This is a genomic window from Pectobacterium carotovorum, from assembly GCA_016415585.1.
In the GTDB taxonomy this organism is placed as follows: Bacteria; Pseudomonadota; Gammaproteobacteria; order Enterobacterales; family Enterobacteriaceae; genus Pectobacterium; species Pectobacterium carotovorum_K.
Genome location: CP066552.1, coordinates 797048 through 813340, shown reverse-complemented (window position 1 = coordinate 813340; position 16293 = coordinate 797048). Strand labels below are relative to the sequence as shown.

Below are 16293 nucleotides of genomic sequence, written 5' to 3'. Positions count from 1 at the left end.
ATCAGGCCAAGGGATGATTACAGAATACAAAATTTACGTTGAATAGCCCTTATCACACTTTCCCTGTGCTGATAAATAAACATGTGATCACCTGGAAAATTCTGTTGTTGAAAATGACCGCAGGCCAGTCTTTCCCAATCACTTACATCCTGTTGTTCTACCCAGCAATCGTCTTCACCACTAAGGAATAACACTGGCGAAGAGCAACGGGTTTCCATAGGGAAAACCAGTTGGTTTGCAAGATACAAGTCGGCACGTAGAAGGGGAAAATAAAAATCAAGCAAGTCTGCATTGCTGTAAACCGCAGCGTGAATTGCTCCTGATTCACGTAACACTTCTATCATCGAGCTACGCGTCAACCTCAGCAAGTGATGGTGCCTAGCGGCATAAGGAGTAGTACACCCAGAGACAATGAGCTGTGCGGGCGGCTGAGAACTTTGCAACGTAACCGCCAGCGCCAATCTGCCGCCCAAGCTGTGCCCCAAATAGATACAGGGTTTGTCTTGTATCAGCCTCAGCGCCTGTACAATGTCATCAATCAGGCGCTGAGGCTGGCAAGCAAGCGTTTCTTGTATGCGTTCTTCGCGGCCAGGATACTGTACAGCAAACAGCTCTATATTCGGATGCAATTGCTCAGCCCATGAACGGAAAATGCTGGCGCTGCCCCCCGCATGGGGAAAACAAATTATCCGCACAGAGCCTTGACTATGCGGCGTGAATTTTTTTAGACAACGTTGAGCAGTGAGTAAATGCACCATGTATGTAGGCCTTCCTTACCAAAAACATTAAAAATAAAAGAAAGTGATCTCCCTTTTACTTAACAATTGATTGAATCCCACAGTTCTTCAAAGATCGGCGTAAATAACGTGGATTTTAAGTAATCAACTCCCGACGACCCTCCCGTACCTCTACGCTGACCAATCGTTCGCTCCACTAATTTAATGTGCCGATAGCGCCACTCTTGCAATAACGAATCCAGATCAAGGAGCTGGTTCAACAATAAGGATTCGCATGAGGGCTGTTCCAGAGAAGTTTTAATGACATTCCCAATACTATTGGTTGATCCTTCCAAGCGGTCAGTGCAACGCAATAAATGGTTTTTAACCGCCCCCCACAATGGTACCGGCCGCATAATATCTCTTAACTTCTGCTGGATATCTTCATTTTCAATGTGTTGCTGCAATTTCTTACCATTTTCTTTCCCCAGAAGAGCCTCGATTCCAGCAAACTGCCAAGACTGAAACCCGCTTGCAGTGCCTAGATAATGACGAAATCGCTGAAACTCATGAAACTTCAACGTACATATGACCCCAATCTGATTCACCACTGTCTGAGTGATAACATTCACACGTTGCAGCACACTTATAGCTGTGGGAATATTACCTTCCTCAACCTGATCGATAAGATAGTGAAGTTCATCAATTAATTGTCGGAACCAAAGTTCATAAGTCTGATGAGTGATAATAAACAAATTTTCATTACGGTGTTCACTGAACGGAGACGCAGGTTGTTGAAGCGCAAGCAATTGGTTCAGTTGCAAATAATCTGAATAATTCATTTAGCGTCCTTACTTCGAGAAAATGAGAACAATACTGGCATGCTGGGAAGCGCGTCACCCGATATGTCTGGTAAATGTATAGACAAAAAGTAATGCCCAGAAGGGAGTTCCTGAGGTACTTGAATCATTTCAGTAACTGAGCAATCTACGCGGGCTGGCTCCATAATAGTGCCATAGCTAACACCCCAAAAAATTCGATGATTATCCATTCGACCACCATCGTGCAGACGGTCAATTGAAGGAATATCTACCAATAAATGGCGAACCCCCAAAGCGACGATTCGCTCCATCGCCTGATGAGTAAAATAAGGCGCAGATTCCCCTTCTGGTAACCAATCTGGCACACTAGTGGAAATAACCAGTGCCTGAAGATAATCTGACGTCATCAGTGCCAAAGCGTCATCAATCGCAGCTCGTGTAATCACCAAATCCTTTTTTTGGGCACTCGCGTTATACCCATCCTTCACATTTTCAATAAATTGCAATGGTACTCGAATCAAGGTCGCAGCCATGAACGGTTCAAATAGCAGTTCCGCAACATGGTATTCTCCTTCCAAAATATGGCCAATACACTCAGTATGAGTACCGTGGCAATGCGGAACTAAATTGATACTTGTCGCGTTGCACGAACCTCCTTCGCTAACGCTTGCAACACAAGAACCATAGTGCAACGGCTCTCCACTAGCTGGGGCGATGCCATAAATGTTAATCGGGTTATCATTCAAGTGGATTCTGGATGATAAACGAACTGGCTGATGATGCTCTATTCGGTGAAGACGCCCACAGTAGCTAATATCAATGTGCGTCATTTCCCACCTCATGTGTTTTAGCCTGTGCCAATGCAGCCAATTCACGGATCTGGCTATGCATAATGAATTCACGGATTGTGAGAGAAATGCCCATTTCCTGACGAATAGCATGAAGTAACTGCGGGATTTGTAGCGAATTGCCACCCAAACTAAAAAAACTGTCAGTAACGCTGATCTGTGTTTGCACCAAGACCTGCTGCCAGAGGTGTTGCATTACACGCTCTGTCTCATTGGCCGGAGAAATATAGTCCACGTCAGAAAAAGACCACATCATTTCAGGTGCAGGCAACTGACGGATATCGATCTTGTTGTTATTGGTTAGCGGAAATGCGTTCAATACGACGAAACCAGAAGGAATCATGATATTGGGTAGGGTTTCCCGCAATGTGCAACGTATCAGCTTTTCATTCAATTCACTGCCGAGTGCTAGTTGTACATAGCTGATAATTCGCGACTGATTACCCTCTCCGACAATCAAACTCAGAGCCCGGACAATACTATCCATTGAGGATAGTTTTAAATCAATTTCGCTTAATTCAATACGGTGACCACGAATTTTAACTTGCTGATCATTACGCCCTATATATACCAGTTCACCATGGCGATTAAAGCGCACAATATCGCCAGTTCTATAAAGGTAACGCATCTCACCACATACCTCTCGCCACACAAAAACGTTGTCACTTAAGGCCTGCTTTTTCCAGTATCCGGGTGAAACACCAAGCCCCCCGATACACAACTCACCAAATGCACCACTGGGCATCAAGGCACCATGTTCGTCCATCACGAAAACATCCGTCATGTTGATCGGCTTACCAATACAGGCGCTATCACCTTCGTGTGTCAGGTCGATGCAGGTTGACCATATTGTTGTTTCCGTTGGCCCATAGACCTGCAACACTCGGTCAGCAACCCGACGCAGAGGACCAAGTAGTGCCGCGGGCATTTTTTCACCACCGCACAACACAGTGAGTGGTTGGTTTGCCGCGTTGGGAAGATGGTTGACAATCGTTCCCCAGACAGTAGGAGTAGCTTGAATAACGGTAGGCTGTTGTTGCTCAATAAAATGATATAACTTCACTGGATCCATCGCAGTTTCTCGTGCACACAGCACTAAATGAGCACCACAAACCAGAGAACAAAATAGCTCCAGACCAAAAATATCAAAACTAATGCTAGTCAGGCTTAATACCCTGTCATTTACGCCCAAATTGAGTCTGTCAGCAAAATCGTTGATAAAGTTGTTTAGGTTACCGTAGGTGATCATGACACCTTTAGGATTTCCGGTAGAACCGGAGGTGTACATAATATACGAGAGACAATCATCAACAGGATCCATCAGCGACGATGAAACTCCACTGCCAGCAGCCAACTTGCTAAAATGGATCTGAGCCACATCGTCTTGTAATAGCTCTGTACCATCATCCCTCACCAAAATTTTCGTTTTCGCATTATCAATCATGTAACGTACACGCTCTGCTGGGTAATGTACGTCAATGGGAACATAATGTTTACCAGCTTTAAGTACGCCTAGTATCAGCGCCACCACTTTGCAACTTTTCTCCATCATAATGCCCACAGAGAACGTCTCGTTTTCCAACGCTTGCAAAGCCTGCGCAATACGATCAGAAACAGCCCACAATTGCCCATAGCTGTATTGCTCGTACTCACAGCAGACCGCGATATCATCAGGCCTGCTATGAACAATGCTGCGAATCTGTTCTAGCAGCGTACCGCGTGCACTCATATTCTCATTACTGGCCTGCTGCAATAACCAACGTTGTTCTGCTTCGCAAAGCGGATTGATTGACGTAAGCTGCGTCGCCTCTGAACAAGTCAGTAACTCTTCCAAGACTTGAGCATAATTACCCAGCATCATCTGCATCGCCGAATGATGAAATAATTCTGAGGCATAGTGCAGTTCAATCTTCAGGCCATGGTTTTCCTGATTAAAATTCCACGTCATATCGAACATGGAAAATCCAGATGTCACAGGTAAGCGCCGCAATGTACAGCCATATAAATCCGTCTGACAAATATCACCTGCATTTTGCAGAATCGCCATAATTTGAAAGAGTGGATTTTTGTTCAATACGCGTTCGTGATCGATCAGATGGAGAATCCGATCAAAAGATAGATGCTGATGTCGCCAAGCATTCACACAGGTCGATGACGTTTTACGAATTAAGCTGCCAATGGTCTCTTCCGTACTCAATTCCGTTCGTAAAGGCACCGTATTCACATGAAAACCACTGACTAACTCAACATCTACATCGTCACGTGCAGCAATAGCCGTGCCGATGACAATATCCTGCTGATTCGTATATTTACTCAACAAATAGTTCAGTGCAGCAGTCAATATTACAAAAGGCGTTACACCCCACTGTTTCGCTCGTTGTATCAAGCTTTCTGCAAGTTCGGCATCAAATTGATAATGAACGCACTCTCCTATATGGCTCGGCGATACAGGACGTGGCTTATCAAGTGGGAAATCCAGTTCTTTGCATCCACTTAAATGTTGCTGCCAGTAAGCCGAATCACCCTCATAGGTTTGCATCGTTGGGTTATTAATAAGATCTATCGTCTGTATTTGCGGAGACAAAACAGCTAATGGTATATGGCGGCTCAAATCATTATATCTCTGCCACAGATCATTAAAGATTAAGTATTCACTCCAAGCATCCGTAATAATATTGTGCTTCACCCAAACCAGTACATAATGTTCTTCATCGTATTTCACCAATCGCAGAATGACAGGAGGGCGTTCAGTAATATCAAATGGTGTAGCACACAAATTTTTTACTAATTCATCCAGCGACTGCTCTTGGCCACTGATACAGTAATCACATAGCTTCAATGACACATGGGGCTTAGCATATTGATACGCAATCCCCTGTGATTCACAGAATAGTGTTCGCAAACTTTCATGCTTTTCATAGACAAAATTTACTGAATCTTCAAACAATTCCAGATCCAGTAAACCGTAAATTTCTACACAAACAGGCAAATTGTAACTACAGTCATCTGGGTTCAACGCACTCAGATACCACAAGAGATTTTGCTGTGGATTAAGTGATGCGCGCCGCTCCTCACTAAGGAGAACGATTGTGTGGGCTACGGTAGCCTGTTCATCAATATACTCAGCTAGGCTGCGAATAGTATTATGATGAAAGATATCCGCCAGATTCAGGCGACAATGAAGATCTCGGGAGGTCAACGCTACAATTCTACTCATAGTCAATGAATGTGCGCCTAGGCTAATAAAATCCTGGGTTACATCCACATAAGCACAGCCAATTGCATCAGCAACGATCCGTTCCAAAAGTGCTTCGGTCTCTGTTTCCGCCTTGGCAACGCTGCTATCAGCGTCCTCCAACGGCCTATTCTCAAGTTGCCGTCTATCAACTTTACCGTTGACGGTCAGCGGTAAGGCGGATAGAAAAACAAACGCACTAGGGATCGCCGCAGAATGAAGCTGCGTTATCAACGAATAACGTAAGATATCTGCTTGTAGCGTGGATGAAGATGGCTGCACAAATGCCACCAACACCTTGCCGACACGTTGCTTGCTAGCAACAACACAAACACTTTCCACCTGAGGATGGCGGCGAATAGCAGCCTCTATCTCGCCAATCTCAATACGAACCCCTCTGATTTTGACTTGATTGTCTTTACGGCCAATAAAAACAATATTGCCTTGCTCATCCCATTTAGCGATATCGCCAGTTTTGTAGATCCGTTCAGGATACGGATTACCTGGCAAAGGCAGCATCACAAATTTCTCATCGGATAGGGCTGGTTCATTCAGGTAACCATGGGCAAGGCCCACACCAGCAATATAGAGTTCCCCTTCAAAACCTATAGGTAAAAAATTGTGCTGGGCATCAAGAATGTAACAGCGATAGTTTTTTAACGGCTTACCAATGCAATTCCATGCAACACCATCACGATATTCACACAAAGATGTTGCAATCGTCGCTTCCGTTGGGCCGTAGCCATTGCATAGTCGGGTTCGGCTAGACCACCAAGCGATCACATCCGCTGGCGGCGCATCCCCCATTACAATCATAGAACGAAGTCCATGCCAATCCTCATGTGGCAGCAGTTCAAGAATAGCGGGTGTGAGGGTGACGTGCCCTATTTCATTCTTTACCAAATATTGATGCAGTGCAGTAACATCAGAATGTAAGACATCAGGTGCTAAATACACGACAGAACCGCTAACAAAAGCACCAAATATATCCCAACCAAACGCATCAAACCCCAACGATGCAATACAAAGCACCCTACTTTCGAGCTTTAATCCTATAAAATCACGGTGATTTTGCGCGAGATTACTAAGCCCAACTCTCGTGACCATGACTCCTTTAGGTTTACCCGTCGTGCCTGAGGTATAGCAGATATAAGCAAGTCCTTCTGCGGGAGTCTGAAGTATTCGATTATCCACCTGTATTTGCGCAAAATTGATATTATCAGGATGTAGGCAAAGAGACTCTCCCGCCTGTAACGGAGTTTCTGCAAGAATCAACACTGGCCGCACATCATCCAGAATATGTTGGTTACGTACCGCGGGAGCCTGTGGGTCAAGTAACACATAGGTTTTATTACTTTTCAAAATACCCAGTAGCACAATCAGCAATTGTGCGGATTTTTGCATAGATACGGCTATTACCGCGTTTGCCTGTCCACTCTGTTCCTGTAACCAACAGGCCATTTTGTCTGAGAGAGAATCCAATTCACCGTAGCTATAACTGCGTACATCCGTATGCAAAGCAATAGACGTTGGATACTCATTGGCTATGTTGCGAAACAAAGTAATGACATCATTTTTGAGCAGTGCTTTATCTTCCGTAGAATTAAACAGGCTCAACTGAGCCAGCTCTTCTGGTTCAACAACAATTGGCGCATAAACGGGATCCACGTCAGCCACCAGCAATGCACTCAGATAGCGGGTAAAATATTGAAAACGAAAATCATCTCCCATAACTTTAATCAAGGCACCATTACCTTGTGGGTGTATGCTGATCATAGTACGGGTTTGCACATATCTACTTTTTCTTAACGCTCCCGTTTCATTAAAAAAAAAGTGATATAGAGGTGGATTACCTGTCGATGTATTGACCGTCGAGAAATCAGTATCTGGTAACCAAATATGGTACGCAAAATCACTAGCACTCCCCCCATCCGTTTGATCACCGAAACGGCGTAGTAGAAGAGGAATCAACTTGCCAAGACGCTCTGGCGTTTCTGCAAAGAATTTTTCATCAAGTAAGTTAGATATTTCAAAATCATCAGGCACGCCTCCCCGTGAAAATTCAACAGTGATATCGGTAAGCTGATCTCTCACCCACTTAATTCTATATTGTGATTTATCTGTTTTTTCATTGAAAACACACTTACAAATACAACCAGAGTCCTCCTGACTAATAGAATAAAAAAATAAAAACTCAGCCTTCTCTAAAAAATCACTATCGCTAACAATGTCTTTATTTGATGCAATAAGAATGATATTTTTTGAGAACCCCTTCAACAACTCGATTTTATGAGGGTAATTTTCCGTTGTTACGATAAAATCAAACTGAGTATTAACACATGATGATTCAGAAAAAAAGCAAACCTGATGACCATATTCCATTACATCTTCAAAAAACGATTCACCAAGAAATAAATCACCAACAAAACCAATATTTAACATTTCCATAGAATATCCCTACAATATTAATTAGTCATGATAAACATCAACCATTCATCCTCTAATTAATCAAAAAAATACATTATTATTTTTTTATCGGAAGATCAGAAAGAATACCTGCCTTATCAAGAGAAACTAACATTTGACCTGTAATGATATTATTGGTCTCCCAAGGTTTGGTCGTAACAGGAGGATAAGTGTCAGCAATAACTATAGAAATATTTTCTTCACTCATATTGAGTTCCTGCAAAACTCTCTCGCCAATAGACTTTGAAATAGTATTCGTTACATATCCTTCAATAAAAGAAACAATAGATTCCTTCATTGCATCCTTCATCGCGCAATCACTGTGCTCCCAAATATATTCAAGTACTCGCTGAGAAAAACGAGCATGGCGTCCTTCATCAGCAACATGATCTTTCATTACTAAATAAAAAGATGGAAAGATATTTTCGTTATCAATTACATCAATTAAATCTGTCGTCAATGCTTGTTCTGAAAGTGAAACACAGAGCAGTCGGACTAAATCCTTCAATCCCTGAGGTACCAAACCCAATGCTATCGTTAGAGCGTATGAGGCTTCAGTATATTCAGGCATAGATATCATTGCGGTATCGGTCATCTGTTCAACTTGATTGATCAAATCCAACGCAACCAGGGCATGGTAAGATTCATCCACGACAACGGTTAAAGCTTCTAATCGCATTTCCTCTGGAAAATGTACCCCAACTGCATTTTTATAAAGCTTATAACTGGATTCATTTATAATATCTAATTCAATATTAGCAATGCCGTACAAATAATGATAAAGAGTCTGTATCTGTATGTATCGAATTGCATCCTCTCCCAATTCAATTACAAGAGGATGTATACAAATTGGTAAACGCTCGGGAGGAAAGAAAAGGGTAGCTAGTTTATCTTGTTCATTAATAACACGGCGTGGTCGAGATCTAACAATGGCAGCGCGATCCCATTTCTTTAACGTGTTTTCTATCATATTCATACTAGCACCCTTATTTAATAAAGCTCAAATTCAGCATCTGATTTAGGATAAGAACAACAGGCAAGAATAACGTTCTCTTTTATTTCATCGTCAGTTAATGATGTTTGGTTGTTTTGATGAACATGTCCTCTAAGCAAAATTATTTTGCAACAACCACACTGACCTTTTCGACATAAACTTGGGATGTTTAACCCCTTAACTTCCAAACTATCTAATAATGAAATATCAGAGCGACATAAACCAATATCTACTCCTTCAAAAAAAACCTGATAACAATCAGATTTTATTATTTCCGACATAAAAAACCTCCAAGACCAGAAAAAACACCCATCCATTTAAAATATAAAGCCTAAAAATATTTCCAATCGTTTATTATCACTGTATTAAAATACACGTAACACGTAACACGTAACACGTAGCAATATCGCTCACCATTCAAATTAAAAATGGAAAACAAAATAATCGTGAAAGAATAAATTTTCAGTAATAATTAAATAACGCTATTATTAATTTTCTAATTTTTCTATTAACTGTCTTTTTTCTTCACGTACAACGATTAATGCTAGGAATAGCATGCACAGTCCGCTCAGAGTTAGCACTATACCCAGTCGCTGCGCAAAACCAGCAATAACTAACCCTCCTCCAAGCATTAGATAATACATCAGCCCAAGGATTGCTCCGGCAGTGCCCATACACTCTTTATAATGACGCAGGGCACGCGCCAAAATATTAGGGATAGCTATACCATAGGCCATCACTACCAGTAGCATCGCCAGCACAAACCAAGGAGTGCCTTCCATCATAAAAACCAATCCTCCTCCCGCTAGCGCCAATGCACACGCCAGCATCAATAACGCAGAAAAGAGCCAATTTCTGGCAACGAGTGATTTATTTACTATCGCACCAATAGCGACGCCAGTGGCGAGTACAATGCCGGTATAACCAAACCATTGCTGTGGGATGTTAAGTGCTTCAAAACGAAACGGGGCAAGTTGGTAATAGCTGAATATGCAAGTATTGAACAGCGCCACCAGCAACGCGCTACACCAGATGTCACCATCTTTTATCATACGCCTAAATGTATTGATGAAGGCGTTTGGTGCTAACTGTAGCGGACGTGTTTCTGGCAATCGCCATGCAGCGTAACAAAGTAGTAATGCAGCTAAAATTGCAAGACCAGCAAATACTCCCTGATAGCTCCAGTAATGTGTCAGTAGCGCTCCACTCAACACTCCAACGGCAGGGCTAATCGCCATCGCAATCCCCATTAGAGAAAAAACCTGTGCCAGTTCGTGGTCATCAAAACGATCACGGATAACCGTTTGTGTACCAACAGATCCCACTGCTGCGCCAAACGCGGCCAAAGCGCGGGCAGCAAGTAAAATAGCAAAAGAGCTACAAAACACGGCAATAATAGAAGCCAACATGTATAGCACTAGCCCCGATAAAATGGCAGGACGCCTCCCGATCACATCACACATACGTCCCCAAACCACTACGCCAATAGCAAAGGCGAAAAAATAGAAGGACAACGTTTGTGCCGCAGACTCAGCACTGACATGAAAGCCCTCAGCAATATGCGTTAAAGCTGGGCTATAGATGGTCTCCACAACTTGAGGAAACATCATCATTGATGTCGCCAAAGTCAGGGTCAATTTGCGTTGCATAATGAGCCATGTAATTAATTTGTTAAAAGATAAGATAAAATAGCATAATCGCTCATTCGACATTACAATATAAAGGACATAAAACTTACAAAATCAGACATTATATGGCATGGATTACTGCAGAATCAGAATTCAGCCCAGATAGTTATGAGAATAGCGTCGTAGGTATCGCATCTGAGTTAGCCCAGCACGATTCTGGTATCCATTGGCATAAAATGGGTCAGTTGCTCTTTAGCCAGCAAGGGTGTATGCGTATTACTCTTAACGAGAGTATCTGTTTCTTACCACCAGCCCGCATAGCCTGGATCCCCTCAGAAGTTGTTCACCGAGTACAAATACGTGGCGTAGTGGGCTATCGTTCAGTGTACTTTGACCAAAAACACTACCCGACTCTTGCGGAGAATGTAGAAGTCCTTAACGCCACACCACTTTTACGGGAAGTCCTCGAACGAATCGCCTTTGCTGATTTTGCGGCCAACTGGCAACACGGCCCTGCCAAGAATATTCTGGCCGTTTGTCTGGATGAAATTCAGAGTGCCCATCGTGAACTCACTTTTCTTCCGTTACCGAAAGACAGACGGCTACAATGTTTAAGCAAAATGGAAACACCGCCGCCACTGCATACACTGGCATGCTACAGCGGTGCATCAGAGAAAACGATCAGCCGTATTTTGAGCCGAGAGACAGGACTCAGCTATCAACAATGGCGCCAGCAATGGCGACTGTTTAAAGCAATTGAATTACTGGTGGAAGCACATCCACTTTCTGAGATTGCCAGTATTCTTGAGTTTTCCAGCGACAGCGCCTTCGCTACATTTTTCAAGAATATGACAGGGAAAACGCCAAAGGCTTATATAACACATCGTGACTAGCCGTGCGGAAAAAAACCAATCGCGCTAGGTATCAAAGTGGCGCTAGGTTAGGCTTGCGGAGTGTTTGTTAGCCTAAAGCGATTGAGGGCATGGTGAACACCTTCCCAATTCCCACCAGGAAGGTGTGTTTGCATTTATTCCTAAGCGAACTTAGTAGCTGGCATAATAAACCCGTATCCGATGTTGATCGGGATCGAGCGCCACAAACGTCAAACCGAAATCCATCTGGGTGATGTCCTGAATCAGGGTCATCCCCTGTTCCTTCCAGTTTTCATACATCGCGCTTAGTGCAGCCTCATTCTCGACACGAATGGCTACTTCGCTACCACCGCCCGCCAGTTGGGTCACCGGTTTAACCTCATGTTTAGACCACACCCCCAATAACAACCCAGAGTCAAAGGCAAACATGGCAAAGTTTTCCGACTTCTCAACAGGTTGCAAATCAAACAGTTCACGATAGAAACGCTCGCTGGCAACGGCATCTTCCACATATAAAATAATAAGATTTGGTGCGTTCATCAGAGATTCCCTGTAATCAGGTGAGTAATAAGCAGAAGGCTTCTGCTTGCCTGAATGCATCGTAGTACGCACTGCTGTCAATTTTTGTCAGTAGCCATTACTGCTGAGGAATGTCTTCTTTTTCATGCCACTCTTTTAATAACTGCTGGCGACGGCGGGGATCACGCTGATCCAAAACCGTCATGCTGCGGATACGTTCAGCCTTGAAATGACGAAACTGCTGACGAAGCTCACACCAGGCGGCAATCACGTGGGTTTGATCGAAAAATCCTAATGCGAACGGCCAGATAATGCGGAGAGACTCATCGCCCTGAAGGTCGCAATAAGCAATCTCCGTACGACGCTCCGCCCGGATAGCGTGACGCAAAGCGGATAAATCGATCACCACAGCGGGAGTAAATTCTGCCTTCCCCATTAATAGCCCAGAAGAATCAAGCTCGTGGCGCAACTCTGGCGGTAATACCGCAGCAATCTTCATCAATGCATTACGGGCCGCGCCCGCCAAACGCTCATCTGCTCTTCGGACTACCCAGCGCGTGCCCAACACCAATGCTTCAATTTCCTCTTCTGAAAACATCAGCGGGGGTAGCATGAACCCTGGGCGCAAGATATATCCTAATCCCGCTTCTCCCTCAATATGCGCCCCCTGCAATTGCAGCGTGGCAATATCCCGGTAGAGGGTGCGTTGGCTTACACCTAGTTTTTCCGCAAGGTATGCTCCCGTCACAGGAAAACGGTGATGGCGTAATAGCTGTAAAAGTTCGAGCAAACGCTGCGTTCTGGACATGATCTTACCTTGGCTTAAGGCGCGGGAAGTCTCTTCAATATTGCTCTGAAAGCATATTGGTCGAAAAGAGGATTTCAGGCGAAGTAAAAATACAAAAAAACCAGCGCTGTTGCCAACGCTGGCTTTCATTGTCCGCTTACTGCCTACCGAAGTCGGTCAATCAGCCTTTAATCATCGCATGCATTTCCTGTACGGAAGTCACTTTCTCCGTCGGGTCTGCCGTCAATGACATCGCGGTCGCGAAACCACCGTTCAGCGTGGTGTCGTAGTGCACCTTGTATTGCAGCGCACTGCGGCGAATCAGCTTAGAGTCTTCAATCGCCTGACGTCCTGCGGTAGTGTTGACGATGTAAGTGTACTCACCGTTCTTGATGCGGTCCTGAATGTGCGGACGACCTTCATGCACCTTGTTCACCAGACGCGGATTAATACCCGCTTCACCCAGCTCAATCGCCGTGCCGTGCGTCGCATCCAGCTCAAAACCGTGCTTCAACAGCTTGGCTGCCAGATCGACCACACGAGCTTTATCACCTTCACGTACCGACAGCAGCGCGCGTCCAGTTTTCTTCATGTGCGAACTGCTGCCCAGCATCGCTTTAGCAAACGCTTCAGCAAACGTGCGGCCAACGCCCATGACTTCACCGGTCGAACGCATTTCTGGCCCCAGAATCGGGTCAACGCCAGGGAACTTGTTGAACGGCAGCACCACTTCTTTTACGGAGTAATACGGCGGGATAATTTCTTTCGTGACGCCCTGCTCAGCCAGCGTTTTGCCTGCCATCACGCGTGCCGCGACTTTCGCCAACGGAACACCGGTCGCTTTCGAAACAAACGGTACGGTACGCGCCGCGCGCGGGTTCACTTCAATCAGATAAACTTCATTATCTTTCACTGCGAACTGCACGTTCATCAGGCCGCGAACACAGAGTTCAAACGCCAGTTTTTCAACCTGCTGACGCATTACGTCCTGAATTTCTTTACTCAGCGTGTAAGCTGGCAGTGAACAAGCCGAGTCACCGGAGTGAACGCCCGCCTGCTCGATGTGCTCCATAATACCGCCAATCAGCACGCGCTCACCGTCACAAATCGCATCAACGTCAACTTCGATGGCATCGTCAAGGAAGCGGTCTAACAGTACCGGCGCATCGTTAGATACGCTAACGGCGTTTTGGAAGTAGCGACGCAGGTCAATTTCGTCGTACACGATTTCCATCGCGCGGCCGCCCAGAACATAAGAAGGACGGACAACCAGCGGGTAACCGATGCCACGCGCTTTTTCTACCGCTTGCTCAATCGTCGCGACCGTAGCGTTAGCCGGTTGCTTCAGGCCCAGACGATTCACAGCCTGTTGGAAGCGCTCGCGGTCTTCTGCACGGTCAATCGCATCCGGGCTGGTACCGATAACCGGCACACCCGCCGCTTCCAGCGCACGCGCCAGCTTCAGAGGCGTTTGACCACCGTACTGCACGATCACGCCTTTTGGCTTCTCGATGCGGACGATTTCCAGCACATCTTCAAACGTTACCGGCTCAAAGTACAGGCGGTCTGACGTATCGTAGTCTGTTGAAACGGTCTCTGGATTGCAGTTAACCATGATGGTTTCATAACCATCTTCACGCAGCGCCAGTGAAGCGTGGACGCAGCAGTAGTCAAATTCGATCCCTTGACCAATACGGTTCGGCCCGCCGCCCAGTACCATGATTTTGTCACGATCCTGAGTCGGATTAGCTTCACACTCTTCTTCATACGTGGAGTACATGTAAGCCGTATCGGTCGCGAATTCTGCCGCACAGGTATCGACACGCTTATAGACCGGATGCAGGTCGAATTTATCGCGCAGTTTGCGAATTTCGCTTTCTGCCACGCCAGCCAGTTTCGCCAGACGCGCATCGGCAAAGCCTTTACGCTTCAGCGTACGCAGGAAATCGGCATCCAGCGCGGTTGCGCCTTTTTCAGCGACCTGCTCTTCCAAACGCACCAGCTCTTCAATCTGCACCAGGAACCAGCGATCGACGTTGGTCAGGTTAAATACGCCGTCGACGGACATCCCCGCGCGGAAAGCATCAGCGATGTACCAGATACGCTCGGCACCGGCATCTTTCAGCTCGCGGCGGATTTTGGTCAGCGCTTCTGGGTCGTCCAGATCCACTTTCGGATCGAAGCCGGTTGCGCCCACTTCCAGACCGCGCAGCGCTTTCTGCAAGGATTCCTGCTGCGTACGGCCAATTGCCATCACTTCGCCCACAGATTTCATCTGCGTGGTCAGACGGTCGTTGGCACCAGCGAATTTCTCGAAGTTGAAACGTGGAATCTTAGTGACAACGTAGTCGATAGCAGGTTCGAAGGACGCTGGCGTACGGCCACCAGTGATGTCGTTCATCAGCTCATCAAGCGTGTAACCCACAGCCAACTTAGCCGCGATTTTCGCAATCGGGAAGCCTGTCGCTTTAGACGCCAGCGCGGAAGAACGTGATACACGCGGGTTCATTTCGATAACAATCAGACGGCCAGTTTTCGGGTTTACCGAGAACTGAACGTTAGAACCGCCCGTTTCTACGCCGATTTCACGCAGTACCGCCATCGAGGCGTTACGCATGATTTGATATTCTTTATCGGTCAGCGTTTGTGCAGGGGCGACGGTGATGGAGTCTCCAGTGTGGATCCCCATCGCATCGAAGTTTTCGATTGAGCAGACGATGATGCAGTTGTCGTTCTTATCACGCACCACTTCCATCTCATACTCTTTCCAACCAATCAGCGATTCATCGATCAACAGCTCTTTGGTTGGAGAAAGATCCAGCCCGCGCTCACAGATCTCTTCAAACTCTTCACGGTTGTAAGCGATACCGCCACCGGTGCCGCCCATCGTAAAGGAAGGGCGGATAATGCACGGGAAGCCGACGTCAGCCGCAACGGCCAGTGCTTCTTCCATATTGTGTGCAATACCGGAACGCGCAGTATCCAGACCGATCTTCTTCATCGCCACGTCGAAGCGGCGGCGGTCTTCTGCTTTATCAATCGCATCCGCCGTTGCACCAATCATGGTGACGCCGAATTCAGCCAGCACGCCCTGACGTTCCAGCTCCAGCGCACAGTTCAGCGCAGTCTGGCCGCCCATCGTTGGCAGCACTGCATCTGGACGCTCTTTTTCAATGATTTTGCGTACCACTTCCCAGTGAATCGGCTCGATATAGGTCGCATCGGCCATTTCCGGGTCGGTCATGATGGTTGCTGGGTTGGAGTTCACTAGAATAACGCGGTAACCCTCTTCACGCAGCGCTTTACACGCCTGCGCACCCGAGTAGTCAAACTCACACGCCTGGCCGATAACAATCGGGCCGGCGCCCAGAATCAGGATGCTTTTAATATCTGTACGTTTTGGCATT

General features: G+C 45.9%; 11 protein-coding genes. 1 reads left to right on the top strand and 10 read right to left on the bottom strand.

Annotated elements, in window-relative coordinates:
• Positions 1 to 17 precede the first annotated feature (17 nt).
• The 7 genes from JFY74_03580 to JFY74_03550 form a co-directional block, all read right to left on the bottom strand.
• Entirely contained in the window at positions 18 to 758 is a 741-nt protein-coding gene (locus JFY74_03580) for a thioesterase (GenBank protein QQG29156.1), read from the bottom strand.
• Positions 759 to 817: 59 nt separating this feature from the next.
• The gene (locus JFY74_03575) at positions 818 to 1558 is read right to left on the bottom strand and encodes a hypothetical protein (GenBank protein QQG29155.1); all 741 of its coding nucleotides are present in this window, start codon (positions 1556 to 1558) and stop codon (positions 818 to 820) included.
• Complete coding sequence (locus JFY74_03570; protein QQG29154.1) at positions 1555 to 2367, bottom strand: cyclase family protein; 813 nt, start codon at positions 2365 to 2367, stop codon at positions 1555 to 1557. The genes JFY74_03575 and JFY74_03570 overlap by 4 nt, the downstream gene beginning before the upstream one ends.
• Positions 2354 to 8068: an amino acid adenylation domain-containing protein gene (locus JFY74_03565; protein ID QQG29153.1), complete on the bottom strand. Its 5715-nt coding sequence runs from the start codon at positions 8066 to 8068 to the stop codon at positions 2354 to 2356. The genes JFY74_03570 and JFY74_03565 overlap by 14 nt, the downstream gene beginning before the upstream one ends.
• A gap of 76 nt (positions 8069 to 8144) precedes the next feature.
• Positions 8145 to 9062: a diiron oxygenase gene (locus JFY74_03560; GenBank protein ID QQG29152.1), complete on the bottom strand. Its 918-nt coding sequence runs from the start codon at positions 9060 to 9062 to the stop codon at positions 8145 to 8147.
• A gap of 14 nt (positions 9063 to 9076) precedes the next feature.
• A complete protein-coding gene (locus JFY74_03555) occupies positions 9077 to 9361 on the bottom strand; it encodes a 2Fe-2S iron-sulfur cluster binding domain-containing protein (protein ID QQG29151.1) in 285 nt (94 codons plus the stop codon).
• Between the two features lie 207 nt (positions 9362 to 9568).
• Positions 9569 to 10729: an MFS transporter gene (locus JFY74_03550; GenBank protein QQG29150.1), complete on the bottom strand. Its 1161-nt coding sequence runs from the start codon at positions 10727 to 10729 to the stop codon at positions 9569 to 9571.
• A gap of 104 nt (positions 10730 to 10833) precedes the next feature.
• Between JFY74_03550 and JFY74_03545 the strand changes: the two genes are divergently transcribed.
• Positions 10834 to 11601 carry a helix-turn-helix transcriptional regulator gene (locus JFY74_03545; GenBank protein QQG29149.1) on the top strand — a complete coding sequence of 256 codons (768 nt, stop codon included), beginning with the start codon at positions 10834 to 10836 and terminating at the stop codon, positions 11599 to 11601.
• A gap of 150 nt (positions 11602 to 11751) precedes the next feature.
• On the opposite strand, the gene JFY74_03540 is transcribed toward JFY74_03545, so the two are convergent.
• From JFY74_03540 to carB, 3 genes are all read right to left on the bottom strand, one after another.
• A complete protein-coding gene (locus JFY74_03540) occupies positions 11752 to 12120 on the bottom strand; it encodes a VOC family protein (GenBank protein QQG29148.1) in 369 nt (122 codons plus the stop codon).
• Positions 12121 to 12217: 97 nt separating this feature from the next.
• On the bottom strand, positions 12218 to 12907 hold the full coding sequence (locus JFY74_03535; protein QQG30439.1) for a YafY family transcriptional regulator: 690 nt from the start codon (positions 12905 to 12907) through the stop codon (positions 12218 to 12220).
• A gap of 160 nt (positions 12908 to 13067) precedes the next feature.
• A complete protein-coding gene (carB, locus tag JFY74_03530) occupies positions 13068 to 16292 on the bottom strand; it encodes a carbamoyl-phosphate synthase large subunit (GenBank protein QQG29147.1) in 3225 nt (1074 codons plus the stop codon).
• Between the last annotated feature and the right edge of the window lies 1 nt (position 16293).

Excerpts from the sequence above, each read along its gene's own strand:
- JFY74_03550 (QQG29150.1), bottom strand. The coding sequence starts at position 10,729 with ATGCAACGCAAATTGACCCTGACTTTGGCGACATCAATGATGATGTTT.
- JFY74_03545 (QQG29149.1), top strand. The coding sequence starts at position 10,834 with ATGGCATGGATTACTGCAGAATCAGAATTCAGCCCAGATAGTTATGAG.
- JFY74_03540 (QQG29148.1), bottom strand. The coding sequence starts at position 12,120 with ATGAACGCACCAAATCTTATTATTTTATATGTGGAAGATGCCGTTGCC.
- JFY74_03555 (QQG29151.1), bottom strand. The coding sequence starts at position 9,361 with ATGTCGGAAATAATAAAATCTGATTGTTATCAGGTTTTTTTTGAAGGA.
- JFY74_03565 (QQG29153.1), bottom strand. The coding sequence starts at position 8,068 with ATGGAAATGTTAAATATTGGTTTTGTTGGTGATTTATTTCTTGGTGAA.
- JFY74_03535 (QQG30439.1), bottom strand. The coding sequence starts at position 12,907 with ATGTCCAGAACGCAGCGTTTGCTCGAACTTTTACAGCTATTACGCCAT.
- JFY74_03570 (QQG29154.1), bottom strand. The coding sequence starts at position 2,367 with ATGACGCACATTGATATTAGCTACTGTGGGCGTCTTCACCGAATAGAG.
- JFY74_03560 (QQG29152.1), bottom strand. The coding sequence starts at position 9,062 with ATGAATATGATAGAAAACACGTTAAAGAAATGGGATCGCGCTGCCATT.
- JFY74_03580 (QQG29156.1), bottom strand. The coding sequence starts at position 758 with ATGGTGCATTTACTCACTGCTCAACGTTGTCTAAAAAAATTCACGCCG.
- carB (QQG29147.1), bottom strand. The coding sequence starts at position 16,292 with ATGCCAAAACGTACAGATATTAAAAGCATCCTGATTCTGGGCGCCGGC.
- JFY74_03575 (QQG29155.1), bottom strand. The coding sequence starts at position 1,558 with ATGAATTATTCAGATTATTTGCAACTGAACCAATTGCTTGCGCTTCAA.